Source organism: Microbacterium sp., assembly GCF_047602155.1.
Classification (GTDB): domain Bacteria; phylum Actinomycetota; class Actinomycetes; order Actinomycetales; family Microbacteriaceae; genus Microbacterium.
In genome coordinates this window covers 475369-499953 of the sequence record NZ_JASGHZ010000001.1, presented here as the reverse complement: position 1 = coordinate 499953, position 24585 = coordinate 475369, and the positions used below count along the sequence as shown (strand labels likewise).

The following is a 24585-nucleotide window of genomic DNA, read 5'->3' as shown; positions in this document are numbered from 1 at the left end:
CGTGAAGCTGCATCGCCTCGAACTGACCGGATTCGGGCCGTTCCGCCAGGAGCAGACCGTCGACTTCGACGCGTATGACGCCGACGGGCTGTTCCTGATCTCGGGGCGGACGGGCGCGGGCAAATCGAGCATCCTCGACGGGGTGAGCTTCGCGCTGTACGGGTCGGTGCCACGCTACGACGGCGGGGAGAAGCGGCTGCGCAGCGACCACTGCCACCCCACCGACCCCACCGAGGTGCGGCTGGAGTTCACGGTCGGCGGCACGCGCTGGCGGGTCACGCGCGCGCCCGAGTACGACCGTCCGGCCAAGCGCGGCGGCGGGCTCACGACCGAGGTCGCGCGCGCCGAACTGGAGGAGTGGGTCGACGGCGCCTGGGCCGGGCGCGCCGCAAAGCCGCGCACCGTCGGAGAGCTCCTCGGCGGGGTGCTCGGGCTGAATGCGCAGCAGTTCCAGCAGGTGATCCTGCTGGCGCAGAACAAGTTCTCCACGTTCCTGCTGGCACCGGGCAGCGACCGGCAGGCGCTGCTGCGGACCCTGTTCGGCACGCGCCGGTTCGAGCGTTACCGTGACGACCTCGACCGGCGCCGGCTCGAGGCGCAGCGCGCGATGGATGCCGTCTCCACCCGCGCCCAGACCCTGCTCGACCAGGCCGAGCGGCTCGTCGGCGAGGCCGAGCCGGGGGAGGGCGAGGCAGGCGAGACGGGCGCGGCGACCGGCGATGCGACGGGCACGGCAACCGGCGGCGATGCGACGGGCGATGCGACGGGGCGCGGCACCGACCTGGCGGCGCGGCGCGAGACGATGACCCTCGCGCTGCAGCGCGCGCAGTTCCGCGTCGCGCAGGCGGAGACGGCGAGCGTGCGGGCAGGCGCCGCGTACGCCGCCGCCGTGGCCGCACACACCGAGGCGGCCGCGCGGGCGCAGCGCGCCGCCGAGCTGGCCGCGGCGCGAACGCGGCTGGCCGAGTTGGAGCGGCGTGCGCCCGAGGTGGCGGCCGGGCGGCTGCGGCTCGAGCGGGCTCGCGCCGCCGCCGCGGTGCGCGCCCCCCTGGAGGCCGCCTCGCGCGCCGGCGCGGCGCGCGACGCGGCGGCACGCGTGGTGGACGATGCCGAGCGGGCGTGGGCGGGCCGGCGGGGTGCCGCGGGCGTCGCCGGCGACGCCGACATCGAGGCCGTGCTCGACGCCCTCACCGGCAACCTCGCGCGATGGCAGGCCGCCGCCGCGCAGGAGCGGGAGCTGATCGACGTCGAGGCGACGGGGGAGTCGCTCGCGCGCCGCGTCGACGAGGTGAGCGCCGCGCTCGCCGCCCTCGCGCAGCAGCAGGAGCTGATCCCCGCCGAGCGCATCCGGATCGAGAGCGCCCTGACCGTGGCCGACGAGGCCAGGGCGCGGCGCGACGACCTGCGCCGCGCGCGCGACGAGCTGACGGCGGCGCTCACGGCGGCACGAGAGGCCGAGGACCTCCGGCGTCAGGCGCGCGTGGCCGACGAGACCTACGCCCGGGCGGGCGAGGCCGCCCGCGAGGCGAGGGCCGTCGTCGACGCCCTCGTGCGTCGACGGCTCGCGGGCTACGCGGGGGAGCTGTCGTCCGCGCTGGTGGACGGCGAGCCCTGCGCCGTGTGCGGATCGACCGCGCACCCGCACCCGGCGGCGCCCGCCGACGACGCCGTGACCCCGGACGCGATCGACGCGGCCGAGGCCGCCCGCGACACGGCGACCGAGACCGAGCGCACCGCGGGCGACGCGGCACGGGCGGCGCAGCAGCGCCTCGGCGCGGCACGTGAGCGCGCCGGGGGCCGCAGCGCCGACGAACTCGACGGGCTGCGCACAGGCCTCGACCGCGACCTCGCCGCCGCCGACGCCGCGGCGACCGAGGCACAGCGCCTGCGCACGCGCCGCGACGAGCTCGACCGGCTCGGCGCGGCGGCCGATGCCGAGCGGGCCGCCCAGACGACCCTGCTCGCGGGTCTGCGCGAGCAGCACGCCGCCTGTGCGGCGGATGCCGCCCGGCTGCGGGGCGCCGTGGACGCCGCACGCGGCGACCACGGCTCGGTCGCGGAGCGCGTCGCCGCCGTGACGGCCGACCGCGACCGGGCGCGCGCCCTCGCCGACGCCCGCGCCGCCCTCGCCGAGGCCGAGCGCGTGCGCGCGGCGGCGCTCGCCGACCGCGATGCGCGTCTGGCGTCATCGCCCTTCGCGGTGCCGGAGGACGGGCGGCAGGTGCCGGAGGATGCGCCGGCCGCGGCCGACCGCTCTGCGGCCGAGCGCGCCGCGACGGACGCCGCAGCCTCCCTCCTCCCCGACGACGAGGTGCGCACGCTGGATGCCGACCTCGCCCAGCACCTCGCCGACCTCACCGCGACCCGCGCGCGCCTGCTCGAGCTCGACGCCGAGGACACGGAGGCGCCCGGCACCGCCCACGCCGCCGCTGAACCACCCGACCCCGACGCGGCACTCGCGGCATCCGAGGTCGCCGTCGCCTCGGCCGACGCGGCGCGCGCCGCGGCGATCGCCGCCCGCCGTGACGCGGAGAACACCGCCGCGCGGCTGCGTGACCTGCTCGTGCAGGCCGACGACGCCTGCGCCGTCGTCGCCGAGGCCGCCGCTGCGGCCGCCGTCGTCACGCGCCTTTCCGACACCGTCGCGGGCCGCGCCCCCAACACGATGAAGATGGACCTCGAGACCTTCGTCCTCGCCGCCGAGCTGGAGGAGATCGTCGCCGCCGCGAACGTGCGCCTCGCGGAGATGTCGTCGGGACGCTACACGCTCCACCACTCCGACGCGCGGGCGTCGCGCGGGCGGGCCTCGGGGCTCGGCATCGACGTGCTCGACGCTCACACCGGCCGGCTGCGGTCGCCCGATTCGCTGTCCGGCGGTGAGACGTTCCTCGCGTCACTGGCGCTGGCCCTGGGCCTGGGCGAGGTGGTCACGAGCCGCGCCGGCGGCATCCGGCTGGACACGCTGTTCGTCGACGAGGGATTCGGCGCCCTCGACCCCGAGACGCTCGAACTCGCGATGCGCACGCTCGACGAACTCCGCGCCGGCGGCCGATCGGTGGGGGTCATCAGCCACGTCGAGGCGATGAAGGAGCAACTGCCCGCTCAACTCGTGGTCGAGGCGACGCCGGAAGGCCCCAGCATCATCCGGGACCGCGCGCACTGACCGGCCGGCACCGCGGCCGCTGACGGGAGTTGCACAAGAACCAGTGACAAGGGGCATAGGGAGAGCAGAGAAAGCGCATAGCTCCATCGGTTGCACTAGGTGAACCAGACACACCTGACGGACGGAGACATGATGCGACGAATCGCCCTGACCACCACTGCCGTGGTCGCCACAGGACTGCTCACGGCAGGACTGCTCGCGGGCTGCGCCGTGACCGCTGCCACCGCGACCCCGATCACCTCGGCCATCGCCTCGGCGACCGCCTCGGCCGAGTCGACCACCACGACGGCCAGTGAAATCAGCGCCGGCATCGACTGGAGCTCCCTGCCGACCACCGAGGTGACGCTCACCGACGCGGGCCTGGCCATCACCGAGGCCGGCACCTACATCCTCACCGGCTCGACCACCGGGCAGGTGACGGTCGCCTCCGACGGCAACGTGCGGATCATCCTCAACGGCGTGACGATCGCGAGCACGACGGGAGCGGCGATCCAGGTCGACAGCGCCGAGACCGCGGTGATCGAACTGGCGGACGGCACCACGAACACCGTCTCGGATGCCGCCACGCGCAGCGACGACTCGATCGACGGCGCGATCTTCTCCTCCGACGACCTCATCATCACCGGCACGGGCACGCTGAACGTCACGGCGAACTTCGCCGACGGCATCGTCGGCAAAGACGACCTGCTGATCGATTCGGGAGTCATCAGCGTGACGAGCGTGGACGACGGCATCCGCGGCAAGGACTCGCTGACCGTCAGCGGCGGCACGATCACGATCAACGCGGCGGGCGATGGCATGAAGGCGAGCAACGACACCGATGCCGGCGCCGGCCAGCTCGTGATCAGCGGCGGCGATATCACGATCACCTCGGGCGATGACGCGATCAAGGCGGAGCAGAAGATCTCGATCACCGGGGGAACGATCAACATCGCCCAATCGGTCGAGGGCATCGAAGCGCCCGTGATCGTCATCGACGGCGGAGACATCACCGTCAACGCCTCCGACGACGGCATCAACGCCGCCGCCTCGGCGATCGTCACGACCGGCATCGGCGTCACGATCAACGGCGGCAACATCACGATCGTGATGGGCGCGGGCGACACCGACGCGATCGACAGCAACGGCGACCTCACGATCACCGGCGGCACGATCAACATCACCGGCCAGTCCGCGTTCGACTGGGACGGCACGGGAACCCTCACCGGCGGCGACATCACCGTCAACGGCGAAACCGTCACGGAGCTGACGAACCAGTTCGCCGGTGGTGGCGGAATGGGCGGCGGCGGTCGCCAGCCGTAACCGCTTCGCGATCGCTGCCGGGGTCCTGGGTTCAGGATCCCGGCAGCGCCGCGTCGAGCTCGGCGAGCCAGACGGCCGCGTCGCCGTCGCTGGGCGCGCGCCAGTCGCCGCGCGGCGACAGCGAACCCGAGGGCAGCACCTTGGGCCCGTTCGGGATCGCGGTGCGCTTGAACTGCGCGAACCCGAAGAAGCGCTTCAGGAACACCCGCAGCCACCGCACGACGGTCGCCCGGTCGTAGGCGTACCGATCGGATGCCGGGAAGCCGGGCGGCCAGGCGCCGGCATCCGGATCGTCCCAGGCATGGCCGGCGAGGAAGACGATCTTCGACGGCCGCATCCCGTACCGCAGGATGTGGAACAGCGCGAAGTCGTGCAGCGCGTAGGGGCCGATCGTGTCCTCGGTGGACTGCACCTTGCCGTCCTGCCCGGCGGGCACCAGCTCGGGGCTGATCTCGGTGTCGAGCACGGACTGCAGGACGGCCTTGGCGGCGTCGGTCAGCTCCCCGGCCGACGAGTGCGCGATCACCCAGCGGATGAGGTGCTGGATGAGGGTCTTCGGCACGCCGGCGTTGACGGCGTAGTGGCTCATCTGGTCGCCGACGCCGTAGGTCGCCCAGCCCAGCGCCAGCTCCGACAGGTCGGAGGTGCCCACGACGAACCCGCCGTGCTGGTTCGCGAGGCGGAACAGGAAGTCGGTGCGCGCGCCGGCCTGCACGTTCTCGAACGTGACGTCGTACACCGGCTCGCCGGAGGCCGCCGGATGCCCGATCCCCTTCAGCAGCTCCGTCGCCATCGGCCGGATGTCGATCGTGGAGATCGACGCGCCGATCGCCTCGGCCAGCGCGATCGCGTTCGAGCGGGTGTGATCGCTCGTGGCGAAGCCCGGCATCGTGTACGCGAGGATGTCGCTGCGCGGCCGCCCCATCCGGTCCATCGCACGGGCGACGACGAGCAGGGCGTGCGTCGAGTCGAGGCCGCCCGAGACGCCGATCACGGGCTTGGGGGAGCCGATCGCCCGCATCCGCTGTTCGAGCCCGGACACCTGGATGTTGAACGCCTCATAGCAGTCCTGGTCGAGCCGCGCGGGGTCGTCGGGGACGAACGGGAACCGGTCGAGGGGCCGGCGCAGGCCGAGATCGGATGCCGGCGGCTCCACCGCGAAGGCGATCCGCCGTGCGGCGCGGGCTCCGTCGAGGCGGGGGTCGATGCGGGCGTCGGCGCGGCGGTTGTCGTCGAACGTGCCCTGGCGCAGGCGGTCCTGCCGCAGCCGGTCGAGATCGACGTCGGCGACCGCCATCCGCGGTCCGTCCGGGAAGCGCTCGGTCTCGGCGAGCAGGGCGCCGCCCTCGTAGATCATCGTCTGGCCGTCCCACGACACGTCGCCCGTCGACTCGCCCTGACCGGCGGCGGCGTACACGTAGGCGGCGAGACAGCGCAGCGACTGCGACTTCGCGAGCAGGTGCCGGTCGTCGGCTCGCGCGATCGTGATGGGGCTGCCGGAGAGGTTCAGCAGCACGGTCGCCCCGGCCAGGGCCGCGCCCGACGACGGCGGGACCGGCACCCACAGGTCTTCGCACACCTCGGCGTGCACGACGAGCCCGGGCACGTCCGTCGCCTCGAACAGCAGATCGGTGCCGACGGGAACCTCGGCGCCGTTCAGCGTCGCGGTGGCGGGGGCGCCGGCACCGGGGGCGTACCAGCGCGCCTCGTAGAACTCGCGGTAGGTCGGCAGGTACGACTTGGGGGCGACGCCCAGCACCCGGCCGCGATGGATCACGACGGCGCAGTTGTAGAGCCGGGCGCCCAGCAGCAGGGGAGCACCGACGACGACGAGCGGTCGCAGCTCGCGCGAGGCGGTGGCGATGGCGTCGATGGCGCAGCGGACGGCATCCAGGACGGCGTCCTGCATCACGAGGTCGTCGATCGCGTACCCGGTGAGGCACAGCTCGGGGAACACCGCCACGGCCACGCCCTCGTCGTGCGCCCGGCGGACCGCGTCGATGACGGCGGCGGCGTTGCGGGCGGGGTCGGCGATCGTCACCGGGATCGTGCACGCCGCGACGCGCACGAAGCCGTGGCGGTAGAGGCTCTCGAACGGCAGGTTCTCGCTCACCCGTCCAGTCTGGCAGGTGGCGAGCGCCGCGCGGGTGTGCCAAACGCAGGGTGAAGTGGCCGATTCGGGTGCTGCACGGCGCCGATCGGACGGATGAGCCTGCTTTTGGAACGCCGACGGCACCTGCCGCCGCCGTGTCGGCGGCCCCGGCTAGGGTCGAACCGGAAGGGTGACATGCGATACATCGAAGGCGAGAGCCGCGTCGTCTGGAGCGCGAGCGACCTCAAGGCGGCGGCCGAGTGCGAGTTCGCCTGGCTGCGGGCGATCGACGCGAAGCTCGGGCGCGTGGCCGCGGTGGAAGAGCCCGAAGACGCGACGCTCGCACGCGCGGGCCGGCTCGGCACCCAGCACGAGCTGCGCCAGCTCGACGCGTATCGCGCACAGTTCCCCGGGCGCGTCGTCGAACTGCCCGAGACGCGGTCGTCAGATGCCGCGGGCATCGCCGCGGCCGTCGCCGCCACGAACGCGGCGCTCGCCGACCCCGACGTCGCCGTGATCTACCAGGCCGTGTTCGCGACCCCCGAGTTCGTCGGCTTCGCCGACTTCCTCGTCCGCGAAGATGTGTTTCGTCTCGGTCCTGCGGACCCCGCTGGGCGCCCGGGCAGGGTCGCTGACGACGCACTTCTGCCGGACGTTGAGCGAGCGGCGCAGCCGCGAGACGAAACGCAGCCGGTGACTCGACCCGGTCCGTGGGTCGTGCAGGACACCAAGCTCGCCCGCCACGCGCGGGTGACGGCGCTCATGCAGTTGGCGGCATACGTCGACCAGCTCGACCGCCTCGGCGTGCCGCACAGCGATCGCGTCGAACTGCTGCTGGGCGATGGCACGACCTCGCCGCACGCCGTGCGCGACCTCATGCCGGTGTTCCGGCTGCGCCGGGCGCGGTTGCGCGCCCTCATCGCCGACCGCGACCTCGCCTCGGGCGCCGCGGGCGCGGCGATCGCGTGGGGCGACGAGCGCGGGACGCTGCGCGTCGTCGCATGCGGCCGCTGTGCGACGTGCGACGCCGAGGTCGTCGCGCACCGCGATCTGCTGCTCGTGGCGGGGATGCGCCCGCCGCAGCGCGACCGGCTGCGCGATGCCGGCATCCTCAGCATCGACGACCTCGCCGCGGCGCGCGAGGCGCCCGAACGCCTGTCGTGGGACACCTTCACCGGGCTGCGCACGCAGGCGCGGCTGCAGCTGGCGAGCCCGGCGGGCGGGGTGGCGCCGCTCCTGCGTTCTGGCGACCCGCTCTCCGAGCCCGCCGCGGTCGAGCCCGCCGCGGTCGATGCCGCCGCGGTCGAGGCCGCCGCGGTCGAGGCCGTCGCGGTCGGGGCCGAACGGCCGCCCGTCCCCGCCTACGAGGTCGTCTTCCCCAAGGCGATCGGCGCGCTGCCGCGGCCCGACCGCGGTGACCTGTTCTTCGACTTCGAGGGCGACCCGCTGCATCTGGAAGGAGCCTCGACGGGGCCGGGGGCCGGTGCGTGGATGGGCATCGACTACCTGTTCGGCTGGGTCGACGACGACGAGCGGTACACCGCCCTGTGGGCGCACACGTTCGCCGACGAGAAGCGGGCGCTGGAGGACTTCCTCGACGTGGTGAAGCTGCGGCGGCAGCAGCATCCGGGCATGCACATCTACCACTACGCGCCCTACGAGCCGTCGCATCTGCTCGCGATGGCGGCCCGCCACGGGGTGCGCGAGGCCGAGGTCGACACGCTCCTGCGCGAGGAGGTGTTCGTCGACCTGTATCCCATCGTGCGGCGGGCGCTGCGGGTCGGATCGCGGTCGTACTCGATCAAGAAGCTCGAACCGCTGTACATGGGCGCCGAGGTCCGCACGAGCGACGTGCAGAAGGGCGACGACTCGATCGTGCGGTACGTCCAGGCGCGGGCGCTGGGCGGCGATCAGGGCGCCGCGATCCTCGCCGACCTCGCGGACTACAACCGTTACGACTGCGTCTCGACCCGCCGCCTGCGCGACTGGCTCGTCGAGCGGGCGCGCGAGGCGAAGCTCACGCCGTCGGCCGATCGCGACGCGGCCGAGCGCCCCTACGAGCCCTCGCCGCGTGCCGAGGCGCTGGCCCGGCTCGCCGCCGGCGCGCACCCGGACGAGCGCGCCGTCACGGCGCTGCGGCTGGGCGCCGCGGCGATCGACTACTACCCGCGCGAGGCGAAGACGTTCTGGGCGACGCACTTCCTGCGGCTGCGCGAGCCGGTGTCGATCTGGGAGAGCACCCGCGACGTCGTCGTGTTCGACCGCGGCCGGTGCCGCGTGCTGACCGACTGGCATCTGCCCGAGGGCGCGCGGGTGCAGCGTCGCGTGCTCGAGCTGCGCGGGGAGCTCGCACCGGGCACCAGGCTCACCGCCGACGGCACGACGTTCGTGCTGTACGAACTGCCCGCGCCGTTCCCGATCGAGACCAGCCCGCGCTGGATCCACGCGGCCCGCTCGGTGCGGGTCGTCGAGGTGCTCGACGACGGCGTCATCGTCGAGGAGACGCCGATCGGCGGGCTCACGTGGCAGGAACTGCCCATCGCGCTCACCCCGCCGGCGCCGCCGAGCGCCGGCAGCCAGCAGGCCGCGATCGACGAGTGGGCGGATGCCGTCATCACCGCCGCGCCGCAGACCGAGGCCGACTTCCCCCGCGACGCGGCGACCGACCTGCTGCTGCGCCGTCCCCCGCGCACCGGCGGCACTCTCGCCCGGACGCCGGCCGCCCCGGGGACCGAGCCGGACGACGTGGGCGACATCGTGCGCGCGGTCGCCTGTCTCGACCACAGCTACCTCGCGGTGCAGGGGCCGCCCGGCACCGGCAAGACGTACGTGGGGTCGCACGTCGTGGCCCGCCTCGTCGCGGAGCGCGGCTTCCGGGTGGGGGTGGTCGCACAATCGCACGCCGTCGTCGAGAACATGCTGGCGCGCATCGTGGATGCCGGGGTTCCGCTGGGGCAGGTCGCCAAGGCGGCGAAGGGTGCGCGGGCAGCGGCATCCGGCCAGGCGTCAGACGACGGCGCATCGGGGCAGGCGGCGTTCACCCCGATCGTGAAGGACGGCTACGCGGCGTTCGCGGCGGAGCATCCGGAGGGCTTCGTCATCGGCGGCACGGCGTGGGATCTCAGCCATGCCGGGAGGGTGCCGCGGGGGAGCCTCGACCTGCTCGTCATCGACGAGGCCGGCCAGTTCTCGCTCGCCTCGACGATCGCGGTGTCGGTCGCCGCCGACCGGCTGCTGCTGCTCGGCGATCCGCAGCAGCTGCCGCAGGTGAGCCAGGGCACCCACCCCGAGCCCGTCGACACGTCGGCGCTCGGGTGGGTCATGGACGGCGCCGCCGTCATCCCCGAAGGTCGCGGCTACTTCCTCGCACAGACCCGGCGGATGCGCCCCGAGGTCGCCGGGCCGGTGTCGCAGCTGTCGTACGAGGGGCGGCTGGCGGCGCATCCGTCGACGTCGGACCGGCACCTGCAGGGCGTCGAGCCCGGCGTGATCCCCGTTGCCCTCAGTCACACCGGCAACGCGACGGCCTCGCCGGAGGAGGCGGCCGAGGTCGTCGCGATCGTGCGGCGCCTGCTCGCGGGCCGCAGCTGGACGACCGGCGACGCCGCGCCCCGCGCGCTGGCGGCAGCCGATCTCATCGTCGTCACCCCGTACAACGCGCAGCAGGTGCTCGTCGAGCAGGCGCTCGGGGGTGCCGGGTTCGGCGCCGTGCGGGTGGGCACGGTCGACAAGTTCCAGGGGCAGGAGGCGGTCGTCGCGATCGTGTCGCTCGCGGCGTCCAGCGGGCGCGACGCGCCGCGCGGGCTGGAGTTCCTGCTGCTGCAGAACCGCCTCAACGTCGCCGTCTCGCGCGCGCAGCACACGGCGTACGTCGTCTACGGCACCGGCGTTCTCGACGACCTGCCGCGCACGCCGGACGGCGTCGCGCGCCTGAGCGCCTTCGCGCGCCTGGTCGGCGCGGGGTGAGGCCGTAGACTCGCGAGCACACACCGAGGGGATGCCATGACCGACGACATGCCGCGCCAATTCGAGATCGACCTGCCGCCCGAGGTCGTGCCCGGCAGCTACGCCGATTTCGCGAACGTGTGGCACACGCCCGACGTGTTCGTGATGGACTTCGTGTCGCTCGCGCGGCCCCCGCAGGCGGCGACGGATGCCGACGGCAACGCCATCACCGTCGTTCCGGGGCGGGTCGTGCAGCGCGTGCGCATCCCGCCGCAGCAGGTGTTCGAACTGGCCAAGGCGCTGACGCAGCAGCTGGAGTTCTGGGAGCAGGAGACCGGCCGCCGCTCCGGTCACTGAAGCGACCCCCCCGTCGGCACGCGGGTGACGTCCCTGATTGATCGACATCCCTCAGGAAATCGCCGGACGTCGACGATGCGCCGACGACGACCCGCTCAGGCGACCTTCACGCCGTCCTTGAACACGTGGATGAGGTTGTCTTCGGGCTTTGTGAGCAGGGCGATGTTCTCCACCGGGTTGCCCGTGAGCACGATTGCATCTGCGATGGCCCCCTGCTGCAACGTGCCCAGCTGGCCCTCGCGCCGCAGCAGCTTGGCCGCGTAGACGGTTGCCTCCCGCAGCACCTCATCCGGTGGTGTGACCTGAGCGCGAATCAGGAACTCGTTCAGTTGCGCAAATTCCATCGGCCCGATGAGGTCAGTGCCGAATGCGATGGGGATGCCAGCCGCCTTGGCCTTTGCGTAGGCCTGGAGCCCGGCGTTGCGCACCGGCTCCACCTTTGCAAACGCTCCCGGGCCCAGCGCTCCCGCGGCGCCCTGTTGGTGCATGAGCTCGAAGAAGACGAGGGTGGGCACCAGCCAGGTACCTTGCGCGGCCATTTGCGCGAGGTTGTCGTCGTCGAGCAGGTTGCCGTGCTCGATGCAGTGCACCCCCGCGTTCAGCGCCTGCGCGATCGCCCGGGGGTGGTAGGCGTGCACGGTGACATAGCGGTTGGCGTTTTCGGCTTCGATCACGGCCGCGCGGATCTCGTCGTAGGTGAATTGGACGGCGTCGATCTCGTCGTGGGGCGATGCGACACCGCCGGAAACGGTCAGTTTGATGTGGTCGGCGCCTTTGCGCAGTTCGTCGCGCACCGCCCGGCGCATCTCGTCGACGCCATCGACGATCATGGTTGCCGCGACATCCTCGCATCGACAGTCAACGTGCTGTCCGAGCGGGCGGAGATCGCCGTGTCCACCCGTCTGCGACAGCAGCTTTCCGCCGAAGAAGATCCGTGGCGCGTTGACGAGCCCCTCGGCAGCGGCCTGCGCGACGCCGTAGTCGGCCCCGCCCACATCCCGCACCGAGGTGAAGCCGCGGCGCAACATCTTCTCGGCCCGCTCGAAGGTGCGGGCCGCGGCGTACGACTGTGACCAGCCTGCCGCCTCGGTGGCGCTCAGGGTGGAGATCGCCAGGTGCACATGGGCGTCGATGAGGCCGGGCATCACCGTGGCGCCGGCGACGTCGATGATCTCGACGTCCGCGCTCAGATCGGGCTCGCCCGCGCCGCGGCCGGCGATCCTGCCGTCAGCGAAGGCGATCCAGGTGTCGGCCGAGATCGTGCCGTCTTCGACATCGAGGATCTGGGCATTGGTGAGAACGGTTGCCATTTTGTTGCCCCTTCAGCGCTGGAGGATCGCGCTGGTTGGGCGCTCGCCACCAGCGTAGTACGCAATTGATATTTCTGGGGTATCCTGAGCCTACGACTGGAGCTCGCGTTGCCAAACCCGGCCAGCGTGGGTTCTCATCGCTCTGCACGCAGGAGCCGGTCGTAGGAAGCGAGCGGCGTGAGCAAGCGGCCCAAGAAGATCACCATCATCAACCCGAGCGATGATGAGGCCCTGACCGAGCGGTTTCAGCACACGTTGCGGCCGTTCGAGTTCAACGACAGCTTTGAGCTGAACTACGTCACCCTCACGGGCGGCCCTGCGCACATGGTCACTCAAGAGAACATCGACAGCGTTGCCCTGCCGATGGCGGAGATCATCAAGGCCGACGACACCAGCGATGCGTTCATCATCGGATGCTACGCGGACCCGGGGCTGTGGGTGTGCCGCGAGGCAGCCGGAAAGCGACCGGTTTTCGGGATCAACGAATCCGCGGTGCTGACGGCGCTTTCTCGCGGTGAGAAGTTCGGGATCATCGCCATTCAGCCGCACGCGATCCGCAGACACGTGCGTCACATGCGCCAGCTGGGCTTGCTCGATCGCTTCGCCGGCGAGCGCTGGATCGGTCTGACCGCAGAAGACGCCGACGATGAGACAAAGGTTGCCGCGGCCGCGCTGAAGGTCGGCGCCGAGTTGCGTGACCTCGACGGAGCCGAAGTCGTCATTATCGGCGTCGGCGCCGCGGGAGCGTTTCGCGCGCCACTGGAAGAGATGCTCGGCGTTCCGGTGATAGACCCCGTCCAGGCCGCGGTCGCGATGGCGATGGGCCAAGTGACGTACTCCGATCCGGCTGGCTCCTAAACGGATCGTTCTCGCCCAAAAACTCGGAACCGAAGGAGAACCATGGTTGAGGCAACAGAACCCGACACGCTGATGATCCGACTCGTCGTGCACGACACCTCGAAGATCACGGAATTCGAGGAGTGGTACAGCTCGGGGCACTTTCCGAACTCGCTGAGTGCCTTCGGAGCCGTGTCGGCCGAGCGCTGGTGGAGCCTCGACGAGGGCGAGTATCCGGTGCACTACGCCGTGTACACGTTCGACTCACCCGACGCACTCAACCGGGGGCTGGCGGATCCTCGGATCGCGGCCCTGACGGAGGGGTTCATGCAGAAATGGGGGCCGTACGGGGAAGGCTCACGCTCGCGGATCCGCCGCGTGGAGAAGATCTCGGCGCCCGAAGGTGAATGACGTGCAGACGGCGGATGCTGAGCCCGAGCTGGTCATCTACCCGGCGCGTCTGGTGCGAACGATGGACCCGGCCCGGCCCACCGCCGAGGCCGTCATGGTGCGTGGCGATCGGATCCGCGCCGTCGGTTCGATGGAGGAGCTGAAGGCATACGGCCCGGCGCGCGTGGATGAGCGCTACGCCGACAAGGTGATCTTCCCGGGGCTGGTCGAGGCGCACGCCCACATGTTCTCGGGTGCGGCATGGGGCAGCACCTACGTCGGCACGGCCGATCGGGTCGCCCCGGACGGCACGCCGTGGCCCGGGTGCACTGATCTTGCCGATGTCCTGGCCAGACTCACGCAGGCCGAGGCAACCATCTCCGACCCGGACGCACCGCTCATGGCGTGGGGGTTCGACGCCCTCCTCCTCGGCAGCAGGCCACTCACCCGCGAAGACTTGGACGAGGTCTCGACGACGCGGCACATTGGTGTGATCCACCAGAGCGGCCATGCGATGACGGTGAACTCCGCGGCGCTCGTCGGCAACGCCATCACGCGCGAGAGCGTCGCCGTCGGCGTTGTCAAGGACGCCGCGGGAGAGCCCACCGGCGAACTGCACGAGCTGCCGACGATGATGCTCGCGCAGACCGTGAGTCCGATTCTCGTGCTCGGAAACCCGACGGACCCCACGACGCTGGAGAACTTCGGCGCAGACGCAGTCAACAACGGCGTGACCACTGTTTCCGACCTCGGCAACCAGAGTCTGATGACCGAGGGCTACACCGAGTGGCTCCACGATCAGGTGGATGCCGAGAGGTTCCCGGCCCGGCTGGCAGTCTTCCACGTCGTGCAGGGCTACACGGTGGGGGGAGTGGAGCTTCGCGAGCAGATCCGTCGTCTGAAGGGACCTCAAAAAGCACAGTTCCGCGAAGTTGCGTTTCGGCTTCGTCAAGTTCGTCGTCGACGGCTCGAACCAGGGTTTTACCGCTCAGCAACAGGAACCGGGGTACCTGGAGTTCGGGCGCGAAGGCATGTGGGTCACCCCGCCGGAGCACCTGCCCAACCTTTTCGGCGCGTATCACGCTGCGGGCTTCACTGCACACGCCCACTGCAACGGCGACGCGGCAACCGAGCTGTACCTGAACACGGTCGAGAACGCCCTCGAGGAGCATCCGCGGTGGAACCATCGCCACACCGTGACGCATTCCCAGTTGTCGACCGCCGCGCAGTATCGACGAATGGCCGCGTTGGGGATGTGCGCCAACATCTTCTCCAACCACATCTGGTACTACGGCGACATCCACTACGAGAGGGTCTTCGGCCCCGACCGTGCATGCCGCATGAACGCTGCGGCCACAGCCCTCCGCCACGGCGTCTCGATCTCGTTGCACTCCGACACGCCCATCACGCCGATGGATCCGCTGGCAACCGCAAGCTACGCCGCCACGCGCGAGACGCAAAGCGGGAGGATTCTCGGCGAACAGGAGCGGTTGAGCGTAGCGGAAGCGCTCCACGCGATCACGATCGGTGGCGCCTATCAGTTGAAGATGGATCAGGACGTCGGATCGATCGAGGCCGGGAAGTTCGCCGACTTTGCGATCCTCGGCTCCGACCCGTTGGAGGCCACGCCTGCTGGTCTGCGCGATGTGAAGGTCTACGGGACGGTCTCGGGCGGGCGCCACTTTCCGGCACGGGGCGTGTAGATCGCCGCGGTCAGGCGCGCCGATGCACGACCTGTGCGGAGACCTGGTCGCGAGCGAGGATGAGCATCGAGTCGATGTTCACATGGGGCGGCCGTTGCACGACCCACGTGACAGCATCCGCGATGTCTGCGGCCGACAGCGGCGTGAGCCCGGCGTACACGCGGGCGGCGGCCTCGGCGTCGCCGCCGAACCGATTGATGCTGAACTCGGTCTCGACCAAGCCTGGGTCGATCTCGCTCACACGCACCGGGAGGCCGAGCATCTCGATGCGCAGCACTCGGGTCAAGGCTGCGACGCCGTGTTTCGCCACGTTGTAGCCGCCCCCGCCACGGTACGACTCGCGTGCGGCGATCGAACCGATCGTGACCACCTGCCCGTCGCCGGACTCGATGAGCAGGGGCAGCAGCGCCTTGGTGAGACGGAGCGTGCCCAGGACGTTCACGTCGTACATCGCCTGCCAGTCGGCGAGGTTCGCCTCGGCGATCGAGTCGGCACCGATCGCGCCGCCGGCGTTGTTCACGAGCACATCGCAGCGGTCGATCTCCGCGACGAAACGGTCGACGGAATCCTGGTCGGTGACATCGAGTTGAGCGCAGTGGATGCCGGGCGTACGGGCGAGATCTTCCAGCAGCGGGAGCCGGCGAGCGCCGGCTATCACGTGGTAGCCGGTCGCGGCCAGGCTCAGGGCCGTGGCCCGGCCGATGCCGCTCGATGCGCCGGTGACGACGGCGGTACGGGGTGTGGGGGTCATGACGGTCCTCTCGATTCGGCGCACTTCTACCCTCGCGGCGGGGGCTGGTTCACACCAAGCACCAGTTCACGACAGATCAGAGGTGCCAGACGTCGTCGGAACGAAACGAAGCACCTCTCGAGCCCGCGGATGACGAACGCGTGACTTCTGGACCCATCATCTCGTTGGTGCACTGGATCTGGTAGGGACCAGCAGATGCGCGGAGGATCGTTGTGTCGAGCGAAAGGGGCATCCATGCCGATCCCGTCATCGGTGCACGGCCGCACTGTGTACGACCACGACCGTCGCTACGTTTTTCACTCCTGGTCGGCGCAGGCTCAGCTCGATCCGCTGGTGGTCGCGGATGCGGCAGGGTCGGAGGTCGTCGATGCCGACGGCCGGCGCTACCTGGACTTTTCGTCGCAGCTGGTCTACACCAACCTCGGCCACAAGCATCCGGCGATCGTTGCGGCCATCCAGGAGCAGGCAGCGCGCCTTCCGACGATCGCTCCGGCGTACGCGAACGAGGTGCGTTCGGAGGCAGCGCGGCTGATCGTGCAGCAGGCGCCCGAGGCGATCGAGAAGGTGTTCTTCACCGTCGGCGGGGCCGAGGCGGTCGAGAACGCGATCCGGATGGCGCGGCAGTTCACCGGACGCTACAAGGTCCTCTCGCAGTACCGCTCGTACCACGGCTCGACGAGCATGGCGATCAACGCAACGGGCGATCACCGCCGCTGGGCCAACGACTACGGGAGTTCCGGGAGCGTGCACTTTTTCGGTCCGTTCCTGTATCGCACGGTGTTTCAGGCGACGAACGAGCGTGAGGAGTGCGAGCGCGCCCTGACCCATCTGGAGGAGGTCATCCGATTCGAGGGTCCGCAGGCGTTCGCCGCGCTCATCCTCGAGACGATCCCGGGCACGGCCGGCGTCATGCCCCCGCCGCCGGGATACCTCGCCGGTGTGCGCGAGATCTGCGACCGCTACGGCATCGTGCTGATCCTCGACGAGGTGATGGTCGGCTTTGGCCGCACCGGAGCCTGGTTCGCGTCCGAGCACTACGACGTGCAACCGGACCTCATGACCTTCGCGAAGGGCGTGAACTCGGGCTATGTCCCTCTTGGCGGGGTGATGGTGAACGGCCCGATCGCGCACTTCTTCGATGAGCGTCCCTACCCGGGCGGCATGACCTACTCCGGCCACCTGCTGGCGTGCGCGGCCGCCGTCGCGACGATCGAGACGATGATCGCCGAAGACGTGCCCGCGCAAGCGGCCGTCTTGGGGTCGGACGTGCTGGGGCCCGGTCTGACGGCGCTCGCGCGGCGTCACCCCAGCGTGGGCGACGTGCGCGGGCTGGGAGCCTTCTGGGCGCTTGATCTGGTCGTCGATCGCGACACGAAAGAGCCGATCGCACCCTACGGCGGCTCGAGCGAGGCGATTTCGCGCACGCTCACCGCGGCACGCGATGCGGGTCTGCTGCTGTTCCACCAGTACCACCGCATCCACCTCGCCCCTCCTCTGACGATGACGCACGAAGACGCCCGACGGGGGCTAGCGCTGCTTGACACGGTGCTCGATCTCACCGACGGGTACACCACGGCGGGGACGCCCGCAGCCGCGTGAACGAGCGACCGTGATCGACGCGGCAGCGCTCCTTCTGATCGTCGTCGGCGTGCTGGTGGGGGCGATCGCTCAATCCGCAACGGGCGTCGGGTTCGGGCTCGTCGCCGGGCCTGCGGTGCTGATCGCGGCACCGCAGGCCGGGCCGATGCCGGTGCTGGCGGCGAGTCTGGTCGTGCTCTCGCTCACACTGGCCCAGAACCGGCACGGGTGGCGCTGGAGGGTGGTGACGTTCATCGTGGTCGCCGCGCTTCCGGGCACCGTCATCGGGGCCGCCGTGCTCCGCGCGCTGGACCCTCGGATGCTGCAGCTCGCCGCCGGCATCGTCGTCGTCGTCGCGGGCTGCGTCATCGTGCGGGGCGTTCGAGTTCCGTCATCCGCCCCGTTCTTGGCTCTGGCAGCGCTCGTGGCCGGGGCACTGAACTCCATCGCGGCGATCCCCGGCCCGCCGCTCGCGATGACCTACCGTCCGTCGGACGCGGCCCAGTTTCGCGCGAACCTTTCCGCCGCCTTCCTTGCGATGACGGTGCTGTCGCTCGTCGCGACGAGTGTGGTCCGACCGCCGACGGCCGAGGATGTGCGCCTCAGCGCGGTCGTCGCGGCCGTCGCGGCCGTGTCCCACGTGGGAGCGCGGCGATGGGTGCGCAGCATCCCGAACGACACGGTGCGACGGGCGGCGGTGCTTGTGAGCATTGCCGCCGGCGCCTCACTCGTGGTGGTCAGCGTGCTCGCTCCGGTGCCGACGTGACCGGCGCCCACCGCGGCCGCGCGCGTAGACTTGCCGTGAGTTGCCATGGCCGTTGACCTCCCGACCCCACCGATCGGCGGCGCCGAGCGCACGTTTCTCTACCAGCGCGTGCGCAGCCACATCGAACAACTCCTTGCGGCGTCGGAGCTGCCGGCGCTGCGCGCCCTGCCCTCCTCCCGGTTTCTGGCGAGCACGCTCGGCGTCTCACGGAACACGGTCAACGCCGCCTACGACGAACTGATCGCGCTCGGTCTGGTGGAGTCGCGGCCGCGGAGCGGGCTGTACCCGACTGTCATCGCGCGCGAATTCGCGGCGCGGACGCACGACACCGCCGTCACGACCGCGCAGACCGAGGCGGCGCCGGTGGGCTGGGAGGAGCGGATGCGGCGTCCGCAGACGCCGCTGGACCCGCCGGCGACGCACCCGGATTGGACGGCCTTCCCGTTCCCTTTCCTCCCGGGACAGCCGGAGACGGCGAGGTTCCCCGCCCGCGCCTGGTCCCGCGCGAGCTCCGAAGCCCTCTACGGGGCGCACTTGCCGTTCAGCATCCGCGATTCCTCCGACCTCGACGATCCGCTGCTGGTGGAGATGATCCGCACCGAGATTCTCGCGCCCCGCGGCGTGATCGCCGACCAGAGCACGATCCTCGTCACGTCCGGCGCGCAGGAGGCGCTCTCGCTCATCGCCGATCTGGCGTTCGGCCACGACGTCACCGTGGCCCTGGAAGATCCCGGGTATCGGGATGCCGCGCACATCGTGGCGGAATCGGGCGCGACGATTCTCCCGATCCCGGTGGACGAGCAGGGCGCACGTGTGCCTCCCGCGGCGCGGTGTGACTATCTGTACCTGACTCCGAGCCATCAGCACCCCACCTCCGTCACCTTGAGCTACCCGCGCCGGCTGGAGATCCTTCGGCGTGCAGCAGAAGAGGACTTCATCGTGATCGAAGACGACTACGACTCCGAGGTGCGCTACCGCGGGCGACCGACTCCGCCGCTGAAATCTCTGGACACCGACGGCCGCGTTGTGTACGTCGGCACATTCTCCAAGTTCGTTGCTCCCGGCATCCGCCTCGGCTTCGTGGTCGCCTCGCCGGAGTTCGTCTCCCGCCTGCGGCGTCGACGTCGTTACGCAAGCCGGCACCCGAGCGGTCACTCGCAACGGGCGCTGGCGCTGTTCATCCAGTCCGGCGACTATCATCGTGCGCTCCGTCGTCACCGCAACCACTTGCGTGCGAAGTGGGAGACGCTCACCGACGCGCTCCTGGCCGAGCTGCCCTGGCCGCTCAGCGCCCCCGCGGGCGGGATGAGCATCTGGGTCACGGGCGACGCCGGATTCGACGGGACGGCTGCGGCCGCTGCGGCTGCTCGGCGCGGCGTGCTCGTCGACCCCGGTGCGGCGTTCCATCTCGGCGAAGACCCCCCACGCGGCAGCCTCCGGGTGGGGTTCAACGCGATCCCGCTCGAGGCCATCCGTCCCGGGGTCCGCATCCTCGGCGAGGTCATCCGGGCACAGCAGTGAGGCGGCGATCACCGCTGCAGCTCGGGCTGCAGCCTAGATGAGTGAGTCCGATCGTTTTCAGTGGTCGTAGGCGATGAGGGATCGTTTGTTGGGGGCGTCGGTGAGCCAGTTGTGCCAGATTCCGGCGGCGAGGGCGAGGAGGCGGGCGGCGACGCGGGAGTAGACCCCTGCGGGTGTTCTGCCGCCGTGGTCTTCGAGGGTGAGTTGTCCTTTCAATGTGTCGAACACGGACTCGACCCATTGCCGGATGCCGCCGAGCTTCCCGAACCTGGGGTTCTCGTCCTTCCGGTCGGGACGGATCAGGTGTCCGCCGAGTTCGTCGGTGATGAAGGCCTCGAACTCGCGGCCCGCGAACCCCTTATCGCCGACGATCACCTGTCCAGGGCGGACGAGATGCTGGTCGTGCCGGAGTAGTGCCTCGGTGACCTCGCGTTCTCCGATCTTCGGGTTCGCGAGCCCCCAGATCACGGGCATCCCGTCGGGAGTGCAGACAAGGTAGAGCCGGAACCCCCAGAAGTATCGGGAGTGGGATGCACAGTACCCGTAGCCGGCATGCCCGGCCAGGTCGGAGCGTTTCACGGTCTCCCTCGACGCGGCGCAGGGCACCGGGGTCGAGTCGACCAGCCGGGTGATCTCACCCCAGGACGGGGTGTCGCGAGCGAGCTCGGTGATCACCGCCGACAGCAGCCCAGTGGCTTGCCGGACGCGTTTGCCCCATCCGGACTGTCCAGGCAGGTTCGGGAACATCCCGATGAAGTGCTTCCGTGCGTGCCGGATCCACTTACGGTCCGACGCAATCCCGAGCAGATGCTGCGCGACCAGCAGACACAACAGCTCGACGTCGTTGAGCGCGGGCTTACGGCCCGGTGAACGATCCCGGGTGAAGCCGATCGCTGGAAGGATCCGGTCATCGAGGTGGACGTAGAGTGTGATCAGGAGGGTGTTGAGTTCAGTTTTCACACACCGGGGTTAACACCCTCCGCCTCGCATTAACAGCGTCCACGCCGCGTCAGAGCCAAACAAGCCAAACGGACTCACTCATCTAGACCGCGTACTCGGCCATTGCGTCGATGAGCCAACGCACGGTGTAATCAGCGAACGAGGCGCGGGGGAACAGCCGGTAGCTGTTCTCGCCCGCATGGTGCAGGATCAGCGGCACCTGAGCGAGCTGGGTCGTCCAGGCGGAGCCGACAGAGAACGCCCGCGGATGCAGGTCGGCGCGGCATCCTTTCTCGAGCACATCGCGCGCGTGAATCCCCGTGAGCTCCAGGATCGCGCGGTTCGCCGACAGATCCACCACCTGGCCCGGGAGCTCGCGCAGCGCGGCCTCGGCGACGGCCGCCTCATCGGGCTGCCGGCGACGGGACGTGTCTACCGCGAGGAACTCGTCGGGGCTGATCCAGATGATGTGCACAGCGCCGGGATCCCCGCTCACGTGGCCGACCTGCCGCGGCAGCGGTACGCCGAGGGATGCCGACAGCGCCCGCGCCGAGGCGCTCTCCGGATGCGCGCGCAGCCCCAGCTGAACGGCGAACGCGATCTCACGCAGCGAGACGGTGCCGCTCGTCGCGGCGGATGCTGCATCCATCGCGTCTGCCAGGTGCGCCGCGGGAGCGATGCGCAGGCCATCGAGGTCAGCCATCTCGCCGGATCCCTTCGGGGTCGTACCAGACGGGTTCGGTGATCTCCACGTCGACGATCTCGCCGGCGAAAGCCTGCACGATCTCGCCGATCCGATTTCGGCCGTCGTGAACCAGAGCCAGACCGAACGGGTGCCCGAGGGACGCGGAGTAGTACGAAGAGGTCACATGGCCGATCGTCGGCACGGGGCCCAGCTGCGGCGTGATCGGGGTGCCGGATGCCACCAGTTGCGCGCCTTCGCGCACGAGGGTGGCCCGGTCGACCGGCACGACGCCCACGAGGTGCTTCCGGTCGGGTCTGGCGGTGTCGGCCCGCTGGTAGGAGCGTTTGCCGATGAAATCCTTGACCTTCGAGACCACCCAGCCCATCCCCGCGTCCTGTGGCGTCACCGTGCCGTCGGTGTCTTGCCCGACGATGATGAAGCCCTTCTCGGCCCGCAGCACGTGCATCGCTTCGGTGCCGTACGGCGTGATGTCGAACTCGGCGCCCGCGTCGGCGACGAGCTTCCACACCTCTAGGCCGTAGAAGGCGTCGACGTTGACTTCGAAGGCCAACTCGCCGGAGAACGAGATCCGGCAGAGGCGAGCGGGGATGCCGTCAGCGAGTGTCGTCTCGCGGAACTCCATGAACCCGAACCCCTGCGCGGACACGTCGAGACCGGGGGCGATCTTCGCCACGACATCTCGTGATCGCGGTCCCGCGATCGCGATCGTCGACCACTGGTCGGTCACCGACGTGAAGAAGACGTCGAGGTGTGGCCATTCGGTCTGATGCCACTCTTCCAGCCAGTCCAGCACACGTGCCGCCCCGCCGGTCGTCGTCGTCAGGAAGAAGCGGTCCTCAGCGATTCGGAGCGTGACCCCGTCGTCGAAGATCATCCCGTCCGGGGTGCACATGACTCCGTAGCGTGCCTTTCCCGGCTCAAGCTTGGCGAAGGCGTTGGTGTAGACGCGGTTCAAGAACTCCCCGGCATCCGCCCCTCGCACCTCGATCTTGCCGAGGGTGGAAGCATCCTGGAATCCGACCCCGTGCCGCACCGCCAGGCACTCGCGCTGCACGGTCGCCGACATGTCCTCGCCGTCCCGCGGGTAGTAGCGCGGCCGCTTCCACTGCCCGACATCCTCGAAGACAGCCCCCTGGGCAACATGCCACGGATGAATCGCGGTGAGACGGGCCGGGTCGAACAGGTCCCCGCGGCGGCGACCGGCGAGAGCCGCAAAGGCCACCGGGGTATAGGGCGGACGATGCGATGTGGTGCCGACGAGCGACGGATCCGGTTGCGCGAGCAGGGTGGCGACAAGGCCGATCGTGTTCACGCCGCTGGTTTTGCCCTGATCGCTCGCGGTCGAGATCGAGGTGTAGCGCTTGACATGCTCGATGCTGCGCAGGCCCGCCCCGACCGCGCGGCACACATCCGCCGCGCTTTGGTCACGCTGCAGATCTACAAAGTGCTCGTGCAGCCCCTCGGGAGCCGTGTCCTCCGGCGCCACCAGCCACACAGGGCGATCGGGCGCGGCGGTGTCGTCCGCAGCGGTGGTGTGAGGCACGACGAGTCGACCGGTGAACCCCGCGCCGAGCGCCGCGCGATTGCCGGCTGTCGCACCCGTGGCGAGGGCGGTGTCGAGCGATCGATCCCCGGTCACGGCGCCCGCGAGAAACTGACCAGCCACCGGTGCGGAAGGGACGAATCCCGCCCACCGATCGCTCCACATGACCGTGCCCTGCCGCTGGGTGTGCAGTTCGGTGACGGGCGTGAAGCCGCCCGAGACCGCCAGCAGGTCGGCGGCGATCGTTTCGGTGGGCTCCGGCAGCGTGCCTCGCGGGCCGAGGGCAGACACCGTCACCGACCCGAGGCGCCCAGATGCCGAACCGGCGGTGTCGGCGATCGCCGACCCGAACAGGGCGCGCACGCCGGTTCGGGCGAGCGTTGCGACCGCGCGCGCAGTGGGCTCCGGCCGGGAGTCGACCACGACGACGACCTCGACGCCGGCGTCGTGCAAGTCGTCAACAAGGCAATAGACGGAATCGTTTGTGGTGGCCACCGCGACGGCGCTCCCCGCGGCGACCCCGTAGCAGTTCAGGTAGGTGCGCGCGGCGCCGGCCAGCATCACACCCGGGCGGTCGTTGTTCGCGAAGACGATCGGCCGCTCGCGAGATCCCGTGGCGAGGATCACGTGGCCGGCGCGTATATGCCACACCCGCTGCCGCGGTTTCCCCGGGCGCGGGCTGGCGTTCACCAGGTCGGCCAGCACGGTGTGCGTGCGGTCCTGCACCGCAACGACGTAGTTGGAGTCGTAGCTGCCCACCGCGGTGGTGCGCGCCAGATAGGTGAACTCTGGAGCCTCCGCGGCCTCGTTGAGCGCTGCCCGCACCCAGGACCGCGCGTCCTGACCGTCGATGATGCCGCCGCGAGAGCCGAGCAGCGACGCGCCGGGGCTCGGGTGCTCGTCGAGCAGGATCGTCCGGGCTCCCGTCTTGGCCGCTTCGCGTGCCGCAGCGATCCCGGCGGGGCCGGCTCCGACAATGAGGACGTCAGTGTGCACGTGCTTGTGGTCGTAGGTGGCCTCGTCCGCAGCAGGGGCGAGTCGCCCCAACCCGCTCAGATAGGCAGCGGCAAGCCCCTCGGTGATCGGGGTCGTGGTCGCCGGAAGCATTGATTCCTCGATGTCGCCGTCGAAACGAGGCGCCACCCGCACCAGCGCGTTCGGCTCCTCGACACCCGCCGTAAAGACGCCTCGAGGGCGGCCGCGATACATCGACGGACCGCACTCGATGCGTCCGGCAGCGAGACAGGCGCTCGCGATCGTGTCGCCGGCATAGCCGGAATAGGGCGTGCCATCGAGAACGAACGATACGGGCCGCGAACGGTCGATGCCGTAGCCGGGAGCGCGCTCGGCTGCCAGCCGGGCGGAAGTCATGCGGCTCCTCCTTCGCCCGTGTCGGCGTCGAGAGGCGGTGCCGCATTCACGGGGTAGACGGCAGCGAACTCGTAGGACGAGGTGTCCCGCAGGGCGCTGAACCATTTGCGGCATCCGGCGCTGTGAGCCCAACGCTCTGCGAAGAGCCCCCGGGGGTTTTCCCGGTAGAACAGGTATCGCGCCCACTCCTCGTCGGTCAGGGCGTAGGGGTCGACGGGGTAGGCGACGTGTGCTTGGCCGCCGTAGTGGAACTCGGTCTCGTCGCGTGGGCCACAGTGTGGGCACTGGATCAGCAGCATGCTCAGCGATCT

Annotated in this window: 17 protein-coding genes and 1 pseudogene; 11 read left to right on the top strand and 7 right to left on the bottom strand. The window is 70.4% G+C overall.

The annotated features are described in order from the left end of the window. Position 1 precedes the first annotated feature (1 nt). Both QM720_RS02390 and QM720_RS02385 read left to right on the top strand, forming a co-directional pair. Positions 2-3163, top strand: a complete 3162-nt coding sequence (locus QM720_RS02390) for an AAA family ATPase (RefSeq protein WP_415124565.1) — start codon at positions 2-4, stop codon at positions 3161-3163. A gap of 129 nt (positions 3164-3292) precedes the next feature. Then, the gene (locus QM720_RS02385) at positions 3293-4465 is read left to right on the top strand and encodes a carbohydrate-binding domain-containing protein (RefSeq protein ID WP_415124564.1); all 1173 of its coding nucleotides are present in this window, start codon (positions 3293-3295) and stop codon (positions 4463-4465) included. A gap of 31 nt (positions 4466-4496) precedes the next feature. Here QM720_RS02385 and QM720_RS02380 read toward each other — a convergent pair whose 3' ends face one another. Continuing rightward, complete coding sequence (locus QM720_RS02380; protein WP_415124563.1) at positions 4497-6578, bottom strand: NAD(+) synthase; 2082 nt, start codon at positions 6576-6578, stop codon at positions 4497-4499. Between the two features lie 174 nt (positions 6579-6752). Here QM720_RS02380 and QM720_RS02375 point away from each other — a divergent pair, with 174 nt between their 5' ends. Next, positions 6753-10523 carry a TM0106 family RecB-like putative nuclease gene (locus QM720_RS02375; protein ID WP_415124562.1) on the top strand — a complete coding sequence of 1257 codons (3771 nt, stop codon included), beginning with the start codon at positions 6753-6755 and terminating at the stop codon, positions 10521-10523. Positions 10524-10559: 36 nt separating this feature from the next. Next, a complete protein-coding gene (locus tag QM720_RS02370) occupies positions 10560-10859 on the top strand; it encodes a DUF3467 domain-containing protein (protein WP_415124561.1) in 300 nt (99 codons plus the stop codon). Positions 10860-10954: 95 nt separating this feature from the next. Here QM720_RS02370 and QM720_RS02365 read toward each other — a convergent pair whose 3' ends face one another. Then, positions 10955-12169, bottom strand: coding sequence for an amidohydrolase family protein (locus QM720_RS02365; RefSeq protein WP_415124560.1), 1215 nt, complete (start codon positions 12167-12169; stop codon positions 10955-10957). A 177-nt stretch (positions 12170-12346) separates the two neighbouring features. Here QM720_RS02365 and QM720_RS02360 point away from each other — a divergent pair, with 177 nt between their 5' ends. From QM720_RS02360 to QM720_RS02345, 4 genes and pseudogenes are all read left to right on the top strand, one after another. Next, positions 12347-13027 carry an aspartate/glutamate racemase family protein gene (locus tag QM720_RS02360; RefSeq protein WP_415124559.1) on the top strand — a complete coding sequence of 227 codons (681 nt, stop codon included), beginning with the start codon at positions 12347-12349 and terminating at the stop codon, positions 13025-13027. A gap of 42 nt (positions 13028-13069) precedes the next feature. Continuing rightward, positions 13070-13417, top strand: coding sequence for a hypothetical protein (locus tag QM720_RS02355; protein ID WP_415124558.1), 348 nt, complete (start codon positions 13070-13072; stop codon positions 13415-13417). A gap of 61 nt (positions 13418-13478) precedes the next feature. Further along, a pseudogene (locus QM720_RS02350) lies at positions 13479-14273 on the top strand (amidohydrolase family protein); the annotation flags it as partial. Between the two features lie 55 nt (positions 14274-14328). Beyond that, positions 14329-15099 carry an amidohydrolase gene (locus QM720_RS02345; RefSeq protein ID WP_415124557.1) on the top strand — a complete coding sequence of 257 codons (771 nt, stop codon included), beginning with the start codon at positions 14329-14331 and terminating at the stop codon, positions 15097-15099. A 10-nt stretch (positions 15100-15109) separates the two neighbouring features. Here the strand turns inward: QM720_RS02345 and QM720_RS02340 are convergent, their stop codons facing one another. Continuing rightward, positions 15110-15850 carry an SDR family NAD(P)-dependent oxidoreductase gene (locus QM720_RS02340; RefSeq protein ID WP_415124556.1) on the bottom strand — a complete coding sequence of 247 codons (741 nt, stop codon included), beginning with the start codon at positions 15848-15850 and terminating at the stop codon, positions 15110-15112. Positions 15851-16084: 234 nt separating this feature from the next. Between QM720_RS02340 and QM720_RS02335 the strand changes: the two genes are divergently transcribed. Genes QM720_RS02335 through QM720_RS02325 form a run of 3 tightly spaced genes read left to right on the top strand, consistent with a single transcriptional unit; the run spans position 16085 to position 19715 of the window. Beyond that, complete coding sequence (locus QM720_RS02335) at positions 16085-17449, top strand: aspartate aminotransferase family protein (RefSeq protein ID WP_415124555.1); 1365 nt, start codon at positions 16085-16087, stop codon at positions 17447-17449. 10 nt (positions 17450-17459) lie between these two features. Next, a complete protein-coding gene (locus QM720_RS02330; protein WP_415124554.1) occupies positions 17460-18194 on the top strand; it encodes a TSUP family transporter in 735 nt (244 codons plus the stop codon). 45 nt (positions 18195-18239) lie between these two features. Further along, positions 18240-19715 (top strand): PLP-dependent aminotransferase family protein, encoded by a 1476-nt coding sequence (locus QM720_RS02325; protein WP_415124553.1) that lies wholly within the window; start codon positions 18240-18242, stop codon positions 19713-19715. Positions 19716-19772: 57 nt separating this feature from the next. Here QM720_RS02325 and QM720_RS02320 read toward each other — a convergent pair whose 3' ends face one another. From QM720_RS02320 to QM720_RS02305, 4 genes are all read right to left on the bottom strand, one after another. Further along, positions 19773-20675, bottom strand: a complete 903-nt coding sequence (locus QM720_RS02320; RefSeq protein ID WP_415124060.1) for an IS982 family transposase — start codon at positions 20673-20675, stop codon at positions 19773-19775. Between the two features lie 82 nt (positions 20676-20757). Beyond that, positions 20758-21357 carry a sarcosine oxidase subunit gamma gene (locus QM720_RS02315; RefSeq protein WP_415124552.1) on the bottom strand — a complete coding sequence of 200 codons (600 nt, stop codon included), beginning with the start codon at positions 21355-21357 and terminating at the stop codon, positions 20758-20760. Then, positions 21350-24274: a 2Fe-2S iron-sulfur cluster-binding protein gene (locus tag QM720_RS02310; protein WP_415124551.1), complete on the bottom strand. Its 2925-nt coding sequence runs from the start codon at positions 24272-24274 to the stop codon at positions 21350-21352. The genes QM720_RS02315 and QM720_RS02310 overlap by 8 nt, the downstream gene beginning before the upstream one ends. After that, entirely contained in the window at positions 24271-24573 is a 303-nt protein-coding gene (locus QM720_RS02305; protein WP_415124550.1) for a sarcosine oxidase subunit delta, read from the bottom strand. The genes QM720_RS02310 and QM720_RS02305 overlap by 4 nt, the downstream gene beginning before the upstream one ends. Positions 24574-24585 lie beyond the last annotated feature (12 nt).